The organism is Paenibacillus sp. Paensp111 (assembly GCF_059492195.1).
In genome coordinates this window covers 109,414-124,812 of the sequence record NZ_CP168527.1, presented here as the reverse complement: position 1 = coordinate 124,812, position 15,399 = coordinate 109,414, and the positions used below count along the sequence as shown (strand labels likewise).

The window sequence follows — 15,399 nt, the reverse complement described above, 5'->3', positions numbered from 1 at the left end:
CAACTCCGTATTCTCATTCTATGAATATGCTCCCATAAAGTCCTTAATCGTCTTGTAATAATAAGTTGGATGTTCCCCCTTTAGTTCATCTTCTGAACCGTAGCCATACCCTACTGCGATGGAATCAATCCCGTTATATTTAGCGCCAATCAAATCATGCTTTCGATCACCAATCATGACGGTACTATCCAGTCCTAATTGGTTATTTTCCATAACGTATTGGATTAACTCCCCTTTGTTAGATCGAGTACCATCCAGCTCACTTCCGTATACGCCCACAAAATAACTATTCAAGTTAAAATAACTTATGATCATTTCTGCAAAGACAGTTGGTTTAGACGTTGCCACGAATAATTGATACTTTTTAGATTGTAATAGATCTAACAAATCTGTAATTCCTTCATATAATTCATTCTCGTAGATTCCATATTCCTTAAAATACTCCCGGTATGCTTCCACCGCTTTCCATGCTGCTGTTTCATTCATGTGATAGTACAATGAAAAAGACTCGTGTAATGGAGGCCCAATAAAGCATTCTAATTTAGTTAAATCATTCTCTGTAATGCCATGTTGTAACAAAGCGTATTGTACTGCTTTAGTAATTCCTATCTTGGGATCTGTCAAAGTTCCATCTAAGTCGAACAAAAAATTAGTATACTTCATAGCAGCTCCTTACTCTGATTCGTTATTCTTTGAAAGATCGTCAATAGCTTGAACAGCTAATTCCAAAGCTTTAATTCTTCGTTCTAAAAGTGTCCTTTGCGGGCTGCCTTCCTTACACTTGGAATAGGCATCTTCAATGGATGGGAGTAGACCCGTTAGAGTATCACGAGCCTCTGCAATATCTTCCTTGCTATAATGATGAGGTGCTTGATTCCAGACATTTTCTAACATAGCTAAGCCGATATGAAGGGCTTTGAGTCTTTTCTTTATTAAAGTAGTACTCGCACCTTTGTGAGTCATTTGCACCAGGCTGTTTTCGGATTTACGGATTGTTGACTGGAAGGACTTTATAGACTCTAATTTAATTACATCTGATATGATTTCCACGTCAGCGTCCTCCCCCCCTTTACTATAACGTCAGCGACCTATGAACCCGAGAGGCTGGAAAGAGTGCGGCGACTGGGTTCAACGAAGATTTGCCTTCCTGGGGTGTGAGCTAAGTGTTACCCTCAAATCATAGATCATTAAATAAATTTCGATTATTAATAGTACTGCTGTAATCCCCAAACCTATGGCTAGTAGTATTGAGTTTAAAGACACTATTAGAAAGAAGTACCCTGATATTAAAAAGAAACAAGCTAACGGAAAGTTCTTTAGCAAATAGTAGTGTATCCTTCCTATGTTCGATTCTTCTCTTTCTACAAACAGATCTATAAGTATTGAGCCTATAATTAGAATGGGAGTAACGAATATTAAATTTAAGAACTTTAAGGACTCATCATGTGTGGCCCAGGGGAAGATATCATAATCGTCAGAATATAGAAAAAAGGCTTGGCCAATTGCAAGTAGCAGCAGCAAATGATGAGTAATCTTAAACAACAATTGATATAAATATTTCATGCGTGTATTCCGCTCTCGCCCTAAAGGGATAAAACCTGCTTATTCAAGCTTGGCTGGAATGAAAATGTTTAATAAGTTACTCAAATCTATGTAGTTTTCCTTCTCGATCAAAACAACCAATACACTCTGGTCAATATCTGAAAAAAAGAACCTCTTCTTGCTGCCGTATTTCATTAATAGTTCTGAGAAAATCCTAAATATACTGATATCCATCCAATCATTATTCACAGTCAAATTAAATTCATAGCTTTGGCCATTAACATTGAAGGAAACCCGAACAATATCATTCTCAACATCCACAAAGTCATCAATCTGATCAACAATAATTTCATCTTTTACCATTTCGGATATACGCTGAATGACCCGGGCATAATCTCCATGATCTTCAATACATTCTCGATCCAGATACCACACTTGATCACTTGGGAATGAGATTTGATCGTCATCCAATATGATTTCAGATCCAATTGATATTAGTAATATAATGTACGGTTTTTTTATGTATTCCTTCCGATGTCTATCTAAACAATCCTTTATATCGATGCCTTCCCCTAATCTAATTCCTACTCCAAGCAGATTACTTAATTGTTGTTCAATTGAAGGATTCCTACTCTTCATCCATCTGAACATTTGGGCTTTCCACCTCCCTATGAATTGATTGAGCCTCTTCATTGATAATAGCTCATAATTTCTCTCTAACCCTTCCCCATACTAAGAGTCAATATAATAAATATTCATTCATCACCTATATACTTGTATTCATATACAGCCAATCCTGTATATAGCACATCAATTTGATAGTTATACTCCTCTAAGATACTCAACGGTATACCAAAGAATAGATCCTCGTCTCCATTACCATATGAATAAGAATCCACCTCAATTTTTTGCCCGTTATGTTCAAAAGAAAATTCATTCGGGATTTCCGTCCAATTCAAATCATCAGGTTCTTCTGTATTTTCAAAAGTCATTGTTGAAATGAACTTCCCTTGAAGCTTTTTGGTATGATGTTCAAACTTAAGTATCATTACTAAGCTATCATCGTCACCACTACGGTATGTTTGGTCAATAATTATCGTAGTGTCCCCGACTTTTTTTAGTACTTGATTAATTTCAGTTTTATGTTCTTTGTCTCTTGGTATCCATTCTTTCTTAAAATGGAAAATCACGGATTCCTTTGTGCCTACTAGCTTCTTTTTCCATTGATCTCCCTGCTCTATAGCTTCGACAGTTACTGCTTCTTTTGTATACTTTTCGTGTTGTTCCTTCATAGTGGCTTCTTCAGAGAAATCAAAAGGATACAGCACATAGATAACTCCAAAGATTAATAAGGCCAATGCAATTAACTTTTCGCTCTTCAAAATATGCCTCCATCAGCTATTATCAATCCACTTTTATTCGCTTTCCAAACAGAATGCTTACTTTATTAATTCACTTACACTGACGATACCTTCTGTAATTGTGGGATACACCGCATTCCAGAGTATTGATGAAATAAATAATGTTAAAAATATCCTTGGATACCTTACTTTCAAATAGCGGGAAGTCTGGATCATGCTTAGCAGCAGTAGAGGAATTATAATAAGTGACGTGATATGCCATCGCGTGTTCCCTCCTTTTGTCCAACTTCCAATCCCCGTGAAATTCAGGAAACTATCCATTAATGAATATCCATATACGTGGTTACATCCCAATACCAGCAGAACAAAGCATGCCATCATCCATATCCAGCCGATCTTCACTCGATTATTAGGTGTGGTCAAAATAATACCTCCAATCATGTGGCACCTTCCATTATTATACATCCAGGGGGCCAAAGGGGGATACCCTACGTACGAATATGATTATTATATGATTGATCAGACAAAATCAATTGACTATAGTCTAATCAGACTATATAATTCATTTTAGTCTAATTAGACTATTAAGTGTTGTTTAGGAGTGAAGACTAAAATGATTAAGTCATTTTTAATGCTGGGCCAATCGAATATGGCGGGTCGTGGATTATTACATGAAGTCGATCCCATCTATCATGAGAAAATAAAAATGCTGCGTAATGGACAGTGGCAGATGATGACCGAACCGATTAATTATGATCGTCCGGTGTCCGGTGTAAGCCTGGCGGCGTCATTTGCCTATGCCTGGTCCAACGCCAATCCTGATGAAGAGATTGGGTTGATTCCTTGTGCGGAGGGTGGCAGCTCCTTGAACGACTGGCATCCGGAGGGTGTCCTTTTTCAGCATGCCTTGTCCGAAGCCCGCTTCGCCCAGCGGTCCAGTCAAATCTGCGGAATCCTTTGGCACCAGGGGGAGAGCGACAGTTATCAATCGCTTCATGAAACCTATTACGATAAATTAACCTGTATCATAGAGACCCTAAGGAACGAATTGAACCTGGATGAGGTGCCGCTGATTATTGGCGAACTTGGCGATTTCCTTGGAAAGACGGGGTTTGGGCAGCACGCGACAGAGTATCAACGGATCAATGAGCAATTAAGGAAGTTTGCTAACGAGCAGCATCGTTGTTATTTTGTAACGGCGGCAGACTTGACTGCAAATCCTGATGGAATTCATTTAGACGCGTTTTCCCAGCGCAAATTCGGCTACCGTTATTTCGAAGCCTTTTCGAAAAAGTGTCATGTCCTGGAGCCCATTTCTGGGGAGGAGCAGTCGCTGAAAGTTGAGCGGAACTATTCGACAACAGAACAGATTTACCTTCATAGCATGGATCTTGCTTCAGGGAAAATCACATATGCAGAGTTCGAAGTACAGATGAAGAAGGTGATGCAACCTTGATCCCCTTACTCATTCTTGGCTTGCTCATCCAAAACCCCGGCGCTCACGGGTATGAACTACTTGCCTTGATGGAGAAACGCCATTATAACTATATTGTTAACTTCACGAAGGGTTCGTTCTATTACAATTTGCAGCAGCTTGAAGAAAAAGGCTGGATCGAACAGATTCCACAGAAGTTATCAACCAGCGGGCGTGAAATCCGAAACTTTCAAATCACCGAATCGGGAAGAGCCCAATTCGATAAACTAATGGTTAAATACGGCAGCAAATCAGAGTATGTGAACCTGCAATTTTATGGGGCGCTGCTCTTTGCCGAGGAATACGACAAAGGGAAACTGCTGGAACTGATCCAATCACAAATCGACCAGACTAAGTCCCGAATTGCCCTTCTTGATGACTATCTATCCAACACCCAAGAATATCCCGGCCCAATCGATTACTACCGCCGCATGAACGAAAATTCCCGTTCCCATCACTTGGTTAACTTGGAGTGGTTTGAGAAGTTGAGGGTAGATATAGAGGGGTCTTCTGCGTTTCAATAAAAATCTATTATTGTACTCTTTGAATAAAGCCCGGAGAGCTTAATTGCACTCAGGGCTTTAAATAACTATGAGGTGTTATTCTGCATACTATATGAGATTTCACATGCAATGAAATGATTTAACTTTATTGGGAGGAGCCCTACTGAAACACCTGATTATTATTTATCGCTGAAGTTCTAACGACGTTCCCCAATGCAAACTAATATTTGGCCTTGTTTGAATTTCTAAAGGTTCCACATAATTCTTTTCATCAAAAGTTATTAATAAACCTTCTTTCTCCTTATCTCTATATATCCTGATGTCTTTAATATTCTCTAATGTTAGTGTAACGATCTGAAACCCGCTTTTATGTAATAATTTAATCTCTCCATTGCTGATTTCGGGAACTACACTAAATTCAATTTCAAGATCATTTCTCCTTATTGAAAATGTAGCACCGGAGTAGAACCATGGTATATCGGGTTCAACGTTCTTAGCATCATACTCAAATAAATATTCAAATTCATATAATTCCGGAGAAAAATTCATTAGCCACCTCTCCTCCTCTATGCCTCGCAGGGTTATCTGCCTGAGCTGCCTACTTACAATCTTCATTTTGTAAAAGAAACTTGTCCAGGACACCCCATCCTACACCACATCCGCGTGGATCCACTCGTCAACCCTTCGGGCCCTCCACTCCGGTCCGGCCGCTGCGGGTGGCGGCTGACTGCTGACGGTTCTACGAAAAGCAACTCTCGTCGAAGGGGTTGCTTTTTGCGTTGGCCTCAGGGTGGCAATTTGTTACCCCTGCGGAAATCGGCGTTATCGAGGGACATATTCTTTCTATTCGCATACTATACTTTTGACCCGCCATATTTTTTTAGGAAGGACGATTACTTTGGCCTACCCACTATTCATTGTTGCAGGTGTAAGCGGTTCGGGGAAAACAACAACAGCTCCATTAGTTAGGGATTTTCTAGGAACTAGTTACAATGTGTATGACATGGATTGGCTAGTAGTCGGGCAAGACTTCCAGTCAGCTTGTAATAATTGGATTAGGGTGGCATATCTCAATTCATTAAGTGGGAATAAAACAGTTCTATTTGGTGCAATCCCATCCCCATACAACATAGAAATATGTGACCATATTAATTATTTCGACCCTATTCATTACTTGTTACTTCATTGTAACAGCAGTACAAGAGAAATCCGTTTGTCCTCTCGTGGAGGGTGGACGACTGAAGCAATTCAACAAACAAACATTGATGCTAACCAATTGTTTACAGACTACCTAGCAGCCCAGTTGCCGATTATTGACACTTCAACTACGGCTTCTTCCATTGTTGCTACCCAAATAAAGAATTGGGTTTTACTTGACCGGCCACGCGCGGGGCGGTAGACTGAGCGCATAAGGTGTGCTGGTTATCCAGCTGATTGGGAAAGAGCCGTTCCTTTGGGATCAGCTCGACCACATGCCGGTGGGCGGCCTTGACCTTCCACACATAGCCTCGATGGTCCAACTCAGATGACCGCTTTAATCATTTCATCACCCCTTTGCACCTTGAATTACTTCCTTAGTCGCCGGGAAAAGTCAATTACACATCCAACCAAAAACCATACGAGTATCCCTAATAATGTGGTTACTATCCTAAAATTATAATTTACTATGTCGTCATACCCTAACAAACCTTTGATATAGAATTCGACATAGTCAGCAGATTTGCTACTACTTGATTGCTTCCCTCTCCCGCTCCATTAGCTGTACTGAGATCAGCAATAACAGTTACTGTGATTAAGCAACATTGAATAAGAGGGAGTAAAATACTATATTTATACTTCATATAACTACCTTTCCCTTGTTCACCTTAGGATCCAAGCTTCTTATGAAACCATCCCCTGTCTTACACCACATCCGAAATAAACATTGCGCGAGTCCCTTCCTCTGGCTTAAATCCAAATATTCTATAGAATTCTTCTGCACTTTCATAAGATATAAGCACTTTGGTCTTGATATTGGAATATCGGCGAAGCATTTCTTCCATCATCCTTTTTCCAATCCCTAATGATTGATATTCTCTATGAACTAACATGTAATGGAAGTATACTGTCATCACTCCGTCAGATAGTGCATTGATTAGACCAACTAATTTGGTGTTATCCCATGCACTGATAACCGAATGTGAGTTAGTTATTGCTTGCTTAAGATCTTCTGGATAATCCCCTGATTTCCACTCTACAGAGTGAAACAGTTCTTGAATGGCTTGTTTATCAATTTCTTTTGTTTCTTTAATTATAATGTTCATGATCTCACTCCTAAGCGTCGCCTATATCCAGACTTTCATCCGTTCATCTAAACTCGAAGTATGCAACTCCAATTCGATACCATCCGGGTCAAGAAAATTTATACTCCATCCTCTTCCCCTTTGTACTGGCCCTCTTACTATGGTTATGTTCAACTTCTTAATTTGCTCTACCGCTTCTTGAAAATCCTCCTCACTTATATAAAATGCTACATGATCTAATCCAACACCTCCCTGTTCTAGGCTTCCTAAATTGTCTCTTTGTATCAGGCATATCCAAGCTGTTCCCCATTCCAGGTATGCATCCGTCTTCCCTTTATGCCGGAGCTTCATTTTCAATAAGTTACAATAAAAATCCAGCGATCCTTCTAAATTACTCACGTTCAATGTTATATGGCTAAAACCGAGAACTTTCATATCGGCAGACCTCGCTAACAAATTCGTCTTTTGCTAAATTTCACAGAACGCTCTCGTATCTTCGAATAAGGAGCTGAAGACCTCCAAAAGGACTCAAGAGATCTTATAAATTAAACCCAGCTTGAAGACTAAGCTGGGTTTAATTTATGTACTTTCAACTTTTCATGTTCGAAAAAATGAGATTATCTTTTCTTATTATGATAATGATATCCTTTACAAAGCCCTTTTTGTATTGATTTGGCCGAACAATTATGTCCGCCATTCTTATCCGTTCGTCCAGAATGTGCATAAGCTGATGAAGAGGCTCCAACCAACACCACAACAGCTAATAGAAATACAGTTATTTTCTTCATACAAATCTCCCTGAATTACCCTATGCTTTAGGGTTTGATACAATCTCCCAACATTATACATTAAATAGAATAAGTTGAGAATTTATGAGGTGTATTTTTCAGGTTATATTTACCTAGCAACTACCAGACAGACAAGCGAGTTCTAAAGTCATTTTCATTGGTTATGTACTTTAGATTTAGATATCCCTGCTCCTTGGCATTGTTATACAATCCCTCTAACAACTCTGGATCTTTGCAATAGACTGCAATATAAGAACTATCTATAACTAATAATGCGAGTACGCAACTGCTATTTAGAAAATCGTCGTAAGTCTTAATTTCGCATGTTTTACTTTTAAGGGGAAAAGCCTTTATATCTTGAAATATCAAGTAATATTCATTGTTTTCGATAATATCTTTTAGGGCTCTTCCTTCCATATCTTCTATTAACCCTGGGAAAAGCTCCTCTAGTTCTCCATTAGCTAGAGCATAGGATTCTTCTCCCCCCACCCACCAATTATATTCTTCTACTTTCATTGGCTTCAATATTTGTCCGAGAAATCTACCGTACTCATTAGGTATCTCAAAACTAATTCCTCTGATCATTCAATTATCACCCTATTCTTTCTAAGATTTGAGACAATACCTCGGCCCTTATATGAAGTCTAATCCTTCCTCAATATCACCACAAAATGTCCTTCTCATAGAATTTTGATGATTAAACTCCACTAAAAATTGATCCTCATATTTCAAACAATACTCAATTTGTTCTTTAAAACTCCTCCAAGTCACCTTCTCCAGAGCAGCTTCTATAGAAAAATAGCCAATTTCATGACTCTCCTGCGACGTTTGGAACTCACCACCAATGGGCCTTCCCAAAAATAATGTGTTACAAACAGATGACTTAACGTCCTGAAACATCCCGCAAAATTTAACAATCTCTATATCTATTCCGGTTTCTTCTTTAACCTCCCGTATGGCTGCAGAGGATAGTGATTCCCCCTCTTCGACTCTACCACCAGGGATTTCCCATCCTCTCTTGGGTCCATGAATGAGTAGAATTTCATTATTATCATTTAACACAACCGCTGCAGCGGTCACTGTATGCTTCGGAGAAATCATCAATACCAAGTCCCTCACTTTGCTCAGTTAGGTTCTTTATTCATACATTTAGCTCTTCTTCTACAGTTCCGTCGATAATTAAACTTGCTTTCTCATATGGTCTTTCCAATTCTCTATACTTGTGCTCTGCTGGCATCCAGACATCTGCCCACATATTGCGCATATTCTCACCATCGCGCTCTATTCCCCTAGCTAATCGAGTGTTGTAGTCAGTTTCAATCCACACAGAGTAATCATAGTAATCAAAGAGCTCACTTCTAAGGCAATATACTCCCTCAATGATTACTACTCCTAAAGAAACTTTGTGCCACTCTTCAAGTAACTTATCTTGATTCCAGTCATATTTTTGATAATAACCTTCTATTCCACTACTTATTGGTTTTATAACTTGTTCCAATAGTCTTCTCCAGTCAAAACTACCCCCGATTAAGTCCAAATCCTTCATTTCATTCCGAGAGCTAGATGGCAAATAAAAATCATCCATTTGTATGATGGAAACTACTCTATCTTGATCAAATACATTCTTCAGCTTCTTAGCAAATGTACTTTTCCCAGCTCCACCGCATCCATCTATACCAATGAGTATGGGCATGTTATTTAATTTGTTTTGAGTAATCTTGGTGCTTATATCTCTAAGATTCATGTTTAATTCTCCCTATCATGGTTTCCGGGATTGCGTATAACGTTCTGGTAGTACCTCCGTAGGGTCCGTTATTTATTTTCAAAAGTTTTTTATAAATTTATATATCTTACCATTCTTCGGCTTTACGAAGCTGCCGCCCTTGTATCCCCTGTTCATAAGTTCACGTCTGAGCGCCGTCATAAAGGCACCATGGGTTACAATCAACACATTCTCATATTTATCGTGCCTATCTTCTATCATAGTAATTATCTTCTTTGCTCTCTCCATTGTTTGTGTCCGATCTTCCTGAGAGCGATGCTTAAATATCCAACCTATTCTCCCTAAAATCAACCACATATTTAGATGCAGCTTCAAGTTTATATTAAAAAAAGGGTTAATATCTATCTCCCTAAGATCTTCGGTTATTATGATTTCACCTTGGTGAATAGTATCAGCCGTATGTATTGCCCTTGTCATATTACTCGAATAACAAGCATCCCAGTTCACATCCGTAATCGTCAGATTAGTACGATCAATATTTGATTCATTGTACAGATCAATCCACTCACGAAATTCAACTGATGTCATCCAGTAACCCGGTGTATTAATAAGCACTTTATAATGTCTTACCAGTCCAATTATCATGATGATACCTCTGAATTAATTGATTTTGCCATATTTCATAACGTTATTGTGTTCACAACCTCCCACCAACTTAAGGCCGGCAGGCTGAGGCTATCGTCTTCAACGTTTACTTATTGGTGAGCAAGTATATTTACCAGCTTTCCAAACGGGTCCCTAACAAAAAACCTCCGAACTCCCCAAGGTTCATTTGTAGGTCCATATTCTATCTGAAATCCATTTTCTATAACTCTCTCATAGGCAGTATCAACATCATCAACTTCAATAGATATGTCAGGAATAGAAGTACCTGATCCCCCTTGAGAAGCAATTGAAATTTGCACCTTCATATCTTGATTTAATCCGTAAGTTGTAATCCAACCCTGATCCATTAGTAGATCGAGTCCTAACACGTCTTGATAGAATAATTTGGCCTTTGAGATATTATCCGAGTATATATTCGTTACAATTCTTTTTACTATCATGACTTCCCTCCGTGTTTTTGAATAGACATAGCCTCGCTGGATTGTCTGCTGATTCACTTCCACGAATTATCTCTCCCAGACCCAGGAGCCGCCAAGCGACGCAGCGTGAATACGGTATTATTTGTAGTTGGAACCATCTTGAGGTTTCGGTCAAAATTAATTATTATGCTTTATTCATCTTTCATCGGCCAATATGCATAGCTTCCACCAGGAACTGATACTAATAAAAAGCCTTTGTTACCACTTAATTGCCATCCCTCATATAAAGAACTGTCATGAAACACCTCTAAATTCAGATCATTGTCAAACGCTATGGAAATATCCGAGATATCTTGATAATGTGTTATCTCTTTAATTGTGTTGTTAATTAATGCTTTTTCAAATATTTCATATGCCTTATCACTATTGTCTTTTACCTCGACTTCAGTACTTCCAACAAGAATAGATTTACCTCTTCGTAATCGCCAAGGACATTCGATTGTAAAATAACCATCCTCAAAAGTAATTATGGGGTACATTCTATTAATTTCAGTTACCCTCTGGTTTATGAAGTGACTAAAGTTAATATCGCTTTTTAATCTTGTCATGTTTTTATTCCTTTTATGGTTTTTAGGTTTACGGCCATTTCTCATAACGTTTCCGTGTTCACGACGTCCTACCATCTTTAGCCCGAAGGACGGCTCGGTGCGGTTACGTCGCAGTTGTCATTCGGTAGAATCCTTCGACCTACGTCAAGACCAACGCAGCTTTTCCGCCGATGCATAAAAATATTGTTATGTGTCCCTCGGACATCTCTGAGAAACCCAAAACTTATTTATTCAATTTCTTCACATAGACTTTTAATACATATGGTTTTTCATCTGATCCATCAGAATAACCTTCAATTGGTAGTCCATTAAGAAAAGGATAAGCTAAGAATTCATCTAATATCGGTTCCATCCGATCTAGTAATTCCAGTTCGCACCCAAAAGGTAGTCTCTGATGAACAGTAGATATTAAATTGAGTCTCAGTTGACTTGCCATCCGATCAAACCAAAGATAGAAAGTCATTCCGTGTTGTCCACTTGATACTTTTATTTGGTTTTGTCGATTATCTATTACCATACTAAAGAAATCTACAAAATCATTAATATTTATTTGGCTTGCCAATTCTTGTTCTAATGATATGCGCCACATATTGTTGCTGATTTCTTTATCCAGATCTTCCTTAGAAGATCCGATAAATATCGGGTCAGTTATGATATCTTCAAGATTCTTAAAATACTCATATTTATCCATGATTCTCTCCTTAAACTTGCAACAACATTAGTTTTTGACAAGCTTTTCGGGGTTTCACATAACATTCTTGTATTCACGAACCCTCACTGGCTTAAGCGCGTAAGTGCAGGTCCGACAGACTTCGCATCACAGGTGTGTCGCCTGATTCCACTTCTTCGAGTTCTATCTAGCGGACCGGGGGGCCAAAGGTTCCGAAGCATGAATACATTATTAGATGAAGTAACCGACTTCTGCGTAAATACTTACAAGATCTCTTCTAATAACTTGATTTCATTCTTAAGATTTGTTTCTACTTTTTCTATCTATTCCTCTGGGGCTACTCTTACAACAGGGAATCCACTATTATGAATTAGATAGTATTTTAATTGAAGATAACTACTTATCGGAAAGTCCTGGGCGTACCATTGCTTGCGATAACCAATAATTCCATGTGTTTTCAATATGGTTTCAAGCGTCAAAATTAATTCCGTCAAAAACTCATGTAAGCTACACTCTTCATTAAAGATTACTTCCCCTGGCAAGGATTTAATCCCATCGTTATAACAAGTTATTTCCACACGAATTATTTCATCACTGTTGTTTTCAATCCTCCAGCAATATAATGCTGGTTCAGAATCCCACTCAAATTGGACAACTGTCTCAAGTTCATCAGGTGTAACACAATTTGGAAGCAGAGATTCAATTGATCTTACTAGATCAATTAACGGTTCAGTTGCGTAACTTGGATAGATAAGTACTTCAGAGTTACCGATTTGCAACTCAACTTTCGCCCAGCCAATGTTTTCCAAAGTGTATTTAAACTTCATTGAAATGGCCCCCGTCATAAGATTTGGCTGATTTCATATCACGTTTTTGTATTCTCGATTCACTTTCAACTATTCCTAGCTTTTAACACTTTTAGTCATTTAGTCAACAAGTTGTAAATTTCTTCTTGTTCCCATGTGGTTAGTGTATATTCCTTACTGCTCTTCAAATATATCTTTAGTTTGTTTGACATTATGTACATCGTCTTAATCTTCTTTACTTCTTTAATATCTGTTCTTCTTATTTCAAAAGATCTTTGGTTCATAGATGCTTTATATGAATCAAATTTGATAACTTCTTCCGTTATCAGCAGCTTCCCTACAGCTTGTTCCTTGCTACTAATGATGTAATTGACCTGTCCTTCATATAATGGAGATTGAGCATTAAGCTGCAAGACGATCATCCTTTTATGTTTTATTTTTTTAATTGTCTGTATAGGGATTGCGTATAAGATTTTGTTATCACGAAGCCCAGAGGCCTAGCCCCCCAGAATACGGTGTTATACGATAGATTACTCTGCTCAAATTAATCTTCATAGTACCATTTCGGTTTAATTAGTCTAAAATAATCATGATCTTCTAACACTCTATTAATCTTATTCATCATTATATTCGTTTCTTCTGGTTTAACTTTTATTATCCATACAATCGATGAAATAAGACACATCGCCAAATAGAGCGAATACAATCTCCAGAAATGATCGTCAGGTTCTGAGTCTTTATAATATCCTCTAATCTGGCCGATTGAAAAAGGAATACTTACTTCCGAACTAAACATTCCTACCTTTAGAAATTCATGAATGGGATCTCCCCAATCGTATCTATTAAAATCTATTACACCTGAGAGATGATTGTCCTTAATTATAAGATTCCCAACATGATAATCATCATGTTGGAATAGATTTGGCCTATGTTTCATTAATTGTAGATTCTCATCAATAAAGGACAAAATTCTCGATTCATTCTTAATCCTAACATCCTGCTGGAGGTACTTAACAAGGTAATCATTATGTTTCTTAAGCTTTCGATCGTACCACGAGGTAATATTATTAGGAGCAATAAATTTATGGATTTTGAGCAATTCCTCACCAGCTTCAAATCCAATATTGAATTGCTCTTTCAACGAAAGGTTAGATAGTACCTCCGAGGCTTCGTCACCCTCTATGAAAGATAAAATCATAAACCCAATTTTAGAGCCTTCTAGATTGCCCATCTCTAACGGCCTTGAGCATTTCACGTTATATTCCTTCATCCTCAATAGAGCCTCAAATTCCATTTCTTTTGAAGAAAAGTGTTCATGATCAAAAGTTCTGAGGAGAAACTTTTGATCTTTTCTTAAAACAATATATTTACTTTCACTTGAATAACCCTTGTGGATTTGTTCTATTTGAACCTTACCTTGTAAAAAAGGAATGTGTTCAATTAATAACTGCTCCATGAAATCCCCCCGTAGTGTCTTTCGCCTACTTTCGTATAACGTTGTTGTATTTACGAAACGCCCCAGCCATAGATAACTCTTATCTTAGGCTGAGGCGTTTGTTGTGAGCTTCTTCCATGATTATACATCTGACAATCAAAGGGCGATAGCCCGATGCGGGAATATGTTGTTATAGGATGTACCGTGCCTACTTTGCTTTACTCCCAATAAAAACATACATAGTAATACTGTAAAAATACTGCCCTTTACCGTTTAGCTCTTCAAGGTCACTTATGAAAGTATTAAACTGTTCTTCTGAGATAAATCCTCTTTTAACTAATGATTTGAAGCCATAGATCATCATATGTCCGTAGTGGGGTTCACTGAACTGTGTGTTAGTAAGTACATATGTCTCTATTCTACCGCTTTCAAAAAAACCTGATTCCTGAAAGGTTCTCCATAGTCGTCTACCCATCCAAGGATCGATATCGTCCATCCAATCTTGTTTCCAATCATTGAATGTCTTAACAATATTTCTAATTAATTCTTTGTCGGTTCCATCAATTAACTGTGAATCCCAATCAAAATGTGCAAAAACAACTTGCCCATTCGGCTTAAGAACACGATGAACCTCTTCAAGTAACTGCTGTTTATCAGTTATGCATTCCAACATATTGTTAGAGTAAACTACATCAAAAGTCTGGTCTTGAAAAGGAATTCCTTGTCTAACATCTTCAAATAAAAACTGGATACGATCACTGCCATACTTCTCTGCTGCTTCTCTAACAAATGCTTGTATTGAATCTATACCGTAAAGCTTTGATTGACCATCAAGATTCTCAGAAATTCTAAATAGATCATACCCTCTACCACACCCCACATCGAGAATATTCATACATGGCTTAACGTTAATTAATGAGTATATAAATTCTCTCATCTTCATATAATTCTCATCCATTAGGACACCTACTATCTGAATGGTTATGTGTTTTTCAGGGTACTTCCTCTAACGTTTCCGTGTTCACGACGTCCCACCACCTTAAGGTCATGAAGTGACCGGCCGCAATGCGGTTAGGTGGTGCGAATGTGTCCCGGCAACTGCTTCCCCGACTTATCTTCCGG

22 protein-coding genes are annotated in these 15,399 nt (G+C 38.2%); 2 read left to right on the top strand and 20 right to left on the bottom strand.

The genetic code is table 11. The features are described 5' to 3' along the window. Positions 1 to 18: 18 nt before the first annotated feature. The 5 genes from ACEN86_RS00635 to ACEN86_RS00615 form a co-directional block, all read right to left on the bottom strand. A complete protein-coding gene (locus ACEN86_RS00635) occupies positions 19 to 663 on the bottom strand; it encodes an HAD hydrolase-like protein (RefSeq protein ID WP_495632487.1) in 645 nt (214 codons plus the stop codon). A gap of 9 nt (positions 664 to 672) precedes the next feature. Beyond that, the gene (locus ACEN86_RS00630; RefSeq protein WP_495632486.1) at positions 673 to 1,050 is read right to left on the bottom strand and encodes a hypothetical protein; all 378 of its coding nucleotides are present in this window, start codon (positions 1,048 to 1,050) and stop codon (positions 673 to 675) included. 552 nt (positions 1,051 to 1,602) lie between these two features. Further along, complete coding sequence (locus ACEN86_RS00625; protein ID WP_495632485.1) at positions 1,603 to 2,193, bottom strand: hypothetical protein; 591 nt, start codon at positions 2,191 to 2,193, stop codon at positions 1,603 to 1,605. Between the two features lie 104 nt (positions 2,194 to 2,297). Continuing rightward, positions 2,298 to 2,924 carry a hypothetical protein gene (locus ACEN86_RS00620; protein ID WP_495632484.1) on the bottom strand — a complete coding sequence of 209 codons (627 nt, stop codon included), beginning with the start codon at positions 2,922 to 2,924 and terminating at the stop codon, positions 2,298 to 2,300. 70 nt (positions 2,925 to 2,994) lie between these two features. Further along, positions 2,995 to 3,165: a hypothetical protein gene (locus tag ACEN86_RS00615; protein ID WP_495632483.1), complete on the bottom strand. Its 171-nt coding sequence runs from the start codon at positions 3,163 to 3,165 to the stop codon at positions 2,995 to 2,997. A gap of 351 nt (positions 3,166 to 3,516) precedes the next feature. Here ACEN86_RS00615 and ACEN86_RS00610 point away from each other — a divergent pair, with 351 nt between their 5' ends. Both ACEN86_RS00610 and ACEN86_RS00605 read left to right on the top strand, forming a co-directional pair. Further along, the gene (locus ACEN86_RS00610) at positions 3,517 to 4,359 is read left to right on the top strand and encodes a sialate O-acetylesterase (protein WP_495632482.1); all 843 of its coding nucleotides are present in this window, start codon (positions 3,517 to 3,519) and stop codon (positions 4,357 to 4,359) included. Beyond that, positions 4,356 to 4,901 (top strand): PadR family transcriptional regulator, encoded by a 546-nt coding sequence (locus ACEN86_RS00605; protein WP_495632481.1) that lies wholly within the window; start codon positions 4,356 to 4,358, stop codon positions 4,899 to 4,901. The genes ACEN86_RS00610 and ACEN86_RS00605 overlap by 4 nt, the downstream gene beginning before the upstream one ends. A gap of 162 nt (positions 4,902 to 5,063) precedes the next feature. On the opposite strand, the gene ACEN86_RS00600 is transcribed toward ACEN86_RS00605, so the two are convergent. The 15 genes from ACEN86_RS00600 to ACEN86_RS00530 form a co-directional block, all read right to left on the bottom strand. Continuing rightward, positions 5,064 to 5,522 (bottom strand): hypothetical protein, encoded by a 459-nt coding sequence (locus ACEN86_RS00600; RefSeq protein WP_495632480.1) that lies wholly within the window; start codon positions 5,520 to 5,522, stop codon positions 5,064 to 5,066. Positions 5,523 to 6,781: 1,259 nt separating this feature from the next. Then, positions 6,782 to 7,183: a GNAT family N-acetyltransferase gene (locus ACEN86_RS00595; RefSeq protein ID WP_495632479.1), complete on the bottom strand. Its 402-nt coding sequence runs from the start codon at positions 7,181 to 7,183 to the stop codon at positions 6,782 to 6,784. A 21-nt stretch (positions 7,184 to 7,204) separates the two neighbouring features. Then, positions 7,205 to 7,597, bottom strand: a complete 393-nt coding sequence (locus ACEN86_RS00590; protein ID WP_495632478.1) for a VOC family protein — start codon at positions 7,595 to 7,597, stop codon at positions 7,205 to 7,207. Positions 7,598 to 7,779: 182 nt separating this feature from the next. Beyond that, positions 7,780 to 7,950 carry a YHYH domain-containing protein gene (locus tag ACEN86_RS00585; protein ID WP_433944924.1) on the bottom strand — a complete coding sequence of 57 codons (171 nt, stop codon included), beginning with the start codon at positions 7,948 to 7,950 and terminating at the stop codon, positions 7,780 to 7,782. A 120-nt stretch (positions 7,951 to 8,070) separates the two neighbouring features. Next, the gene (locus ACEN86_RS00580; RefSeq protein WP_495632477.1) at positions 8,071 to 8,535 is read right to left on the bottom strand and encodes a DUF2691 family protein; all 465 of its coding nucleotides are present in this window, start codon (positions 8,533 to 8,535) and stop codon (positions 8,071 to 8,073) included. A 48-nt stretch (positions 8,536 to 8,583) separates the two neighbouring features. Then, the gene (locus tag ACEN86_RS00575; protein ID WP_495634176.1) at positions 8,584 to 9,051 is read right to left on the bottom strand and encodes an NUDIX hydrolase; all 468 of its coding nucleotides are present in this window, start codon (positions 9,049 to 9,051) and stop codon (positions 8,584 to 8,586) included. Between the two features lie 40 nt (positions 9,052 to 9,091). Next, positions 9,092 to 9,694, bottom strand: coding sequence for a uridine kinase family protein (locus ACEN86_RS00570; protein ID WP_495632476.1), 603 nt, complete (start codon positions 9,692 to 9,694; stop codon positions 9,092 to 9,094). A gap of 78 nt (positions 9,695 to 9,772) precedes the next feature. After that, positions 9,773 to 10,318 carry a histidine phosphatase family protein gene (locus ACEN86_RS00565; protein ID WP_495632475.1) on the bottom strand — a complete coding sequence of 182 codons (546 nt, stop codon included), beginning with the start codon at positions 10,316 to 10,318 and terminating at the stop codon, positions 9,773 to 9,775. Between the two features lie 110 nt (positions 10,319 to 10,428). Beyond that, positions 10,429 to 10,779 (bottom strand): VOC family protein, encoded by a 351-nt coding sequence (locus tag ACEN86_RS00560; RefSeq protein ID WP_495632474.1) that lies wholly within the window; start codon positions 10,777 to 10,779, stop codon positions 10,429 to 10,431. Between the two features lie 170 nt (positions 10,780 to 10,949). After that, positions 10,950 to 11,366, bottom strand: coding sequence for a DUF6188 family protein (locus tag ACEN86_RS00555; RefSeq protein ID WP_495632473.1), 417 nt, complete (start codon positions 11,364 to 11,366; stop codon positions 10,950 to 10,952). A 223-nt stretch (positions 11,367 to 11,589) separates the two neighbouring features. Beyond that, positions 11,590 to 12,057, bottom strand: a complete 468-nt coding sequence (locus ACEN86_RS00550) for a hypothetical protein (RefSeq protein WP_495632472.1) — start codon at positions 12,055 to 12,057, stop codon at positions 11,590 to 11,592. A 302-nt stretch (positions 12,058 to 12,359) separates the two neighbouring features. Continuing rightward, positions 12,360 to 12,863 carry a hypothetical protein gene (locus tag ACEN86_RS00545; RefSeq protein ID WP_495632471.1) on the bottom strand — a complete coding sequence of 168 codons (504 nt, stop codon included), beginning with the start codon at positions 12,861 to 12,863 and terminating at the stop codon, positions 12,360 to 12,362. A gap of 95 nt (positions 12,864 to 12,958) precedes the next feature. Next, entirely contained in the window at positions 12,959 to 13,255 is a 297-nt protein-coding gene (locus tag ACEN86_RS00540; protein ID WP_495632470.1) for a hypothetical protein, read from the bottom strand. A gap of 131 nt (positions 13,256 to 13,386) precedes the next feature. Beyond that, a complete protein-coding gene (locus ACEN86_RS00535; protein ID WP_495632469.1) occupies positions 13,387 to 14,298 on the bottom strand; it encodes an aminoglycoside phosphotransferase family protein in 912 nt (303 codons plus the stop codon). A gap of 187 nt (positions 14,299 to 14,485) precedes the next feature. Beyond that, positions 14,486 to 15,235, bottom strand: a complete 750-nt coding sequence (locus tag ACEN86_RS00530) for a methyltransferase domain-containing protein (RefSeq protein WP_495632468.1) — start codon at positions 15,233 to 15,235, stop codon at positions 14,486 to 14,488. Between the last annotated feature and the right edge of the window lie 164 nt (positions 15,236 to 15,399).

Bases quoted from the DNA above. Each gene is read 5' to 3' on its own strand.
- ACEN86_RS00590 (WP_495632478.1), bottom strand. From the start codon at position 7,597: ATGAAAGTTCTCGGTTTTAGCCATATAACATTGAACGTGAGTAATTTA.
- ACEN86_RS00610 (WP_495632482.1), top strand. From the start codon at position 3,517: ATGATTAAGTCATTTTTAATGCTGGGCCAATCGAATATGGCGGGTCGT.
- ACEN86_RS00530 (WP_495632468.1), bottom strand. From the start codon at position 15,235: ATGGATGAGAATTATATGAAGATGAGAGAATTTATATACTCATTAATT.
- ACEN86_RS00535 (WP_495632469.1), bottom strand. From the start codon at position 14,298: ATGGAGCAGTTATTAATTGAACACATTCCTTTTTTACAAGGTAAGGTT.
- ACEN86_RS00575 (WP_495634176.1), bottom strand. From the start codon at position 9,051: ATGATTTCTCCGAAGCATACAGTGACCGCTGCAGCGGTTGTGTTAAAT.
- ACEN86_RS00585 (WP_433944924.1), bottom strand. From the start codon at position 7,950: ATGAAGAAAATAACTGTATTTCTATTAGCTGTTGTGGTGTTGGTTGGA.
- ACEN86_RS00615 (WP_495632483.1), bottom strand. From the start codon at position 3,165: ATGGCATATCACGTCACTTATTATAATTCCTCTACTGCTGCTAAGCAT.
- ACEN86_RS00595 (WP_495632479.1), bottom strand. From the start codon at position 7,183: ATGAACATTATAATTAAAGAAACAAAAGAAATTGATAAACAAGCCATT.
- ACEN86_RS00580 (WP_495632477.1), bottom strand. From the start codon at position 8,535: ATGATCAGAGGAATTAGTTTTGAGATACCTAATGAGTACGGTAGATTT.
- ACEN86_RS00555 (WP_495632473.1), bottom strand. From the start codon at position 11,366: ATGACAAGATTAAAAAGCGATATTAACTTTAGTCACTTCATAAACCAG.
- ACEN86_RS00625 (WP_495632485.1), bottom strand. From the start codon at position 2,193: ATGTTCAGATGGATGAAGAGTAGGAATCCTTCAATTGAACAACAATTA.
- ACEN86_RS00570 (WP_495632476.1), bottom strand. From the start codon at position 9,694: ATGAATCTTAGAGATATAAGCACCAAGATTACTCAAAACAAATTAAAT.
- ACEN86_RS00545 (WP_495632471.1), bottom strand. From the start codon at position 12,863: ATGAAGTTTAAATACACTTTGGAAAACATTGGCTGGGCGAAAGTTGAG.
- ACEN86_RS00635 (WP_495632487.1), bottom strand. From the start codon at position 663: ATGAAGTATACTAATTTTTTGTTCGACTTAGATGGAACTTTGACAGAT.
- ACEN86_RS00560 (WP_495632474.1), bottom strand. From the start codon at position 10,779: ATGATAGTAAAAAGAATTGTAACGAATATATACTCGGATAATATCTCA.
- ACEN86_RS00550 (WP_495632472.1), bottom strand. From the start codon at position 12,057: ATGGATAAATATGAGTATTTTAAGAATCTTGAAGATATCATAACTGAC.
- ACEN86_RS00565 (WP_495632475.1), bottom strand. From the start codon at position 10,318: ATGATAATTGGACTGGTAAGACATTATAAAGTGCTTATTAATACACCG.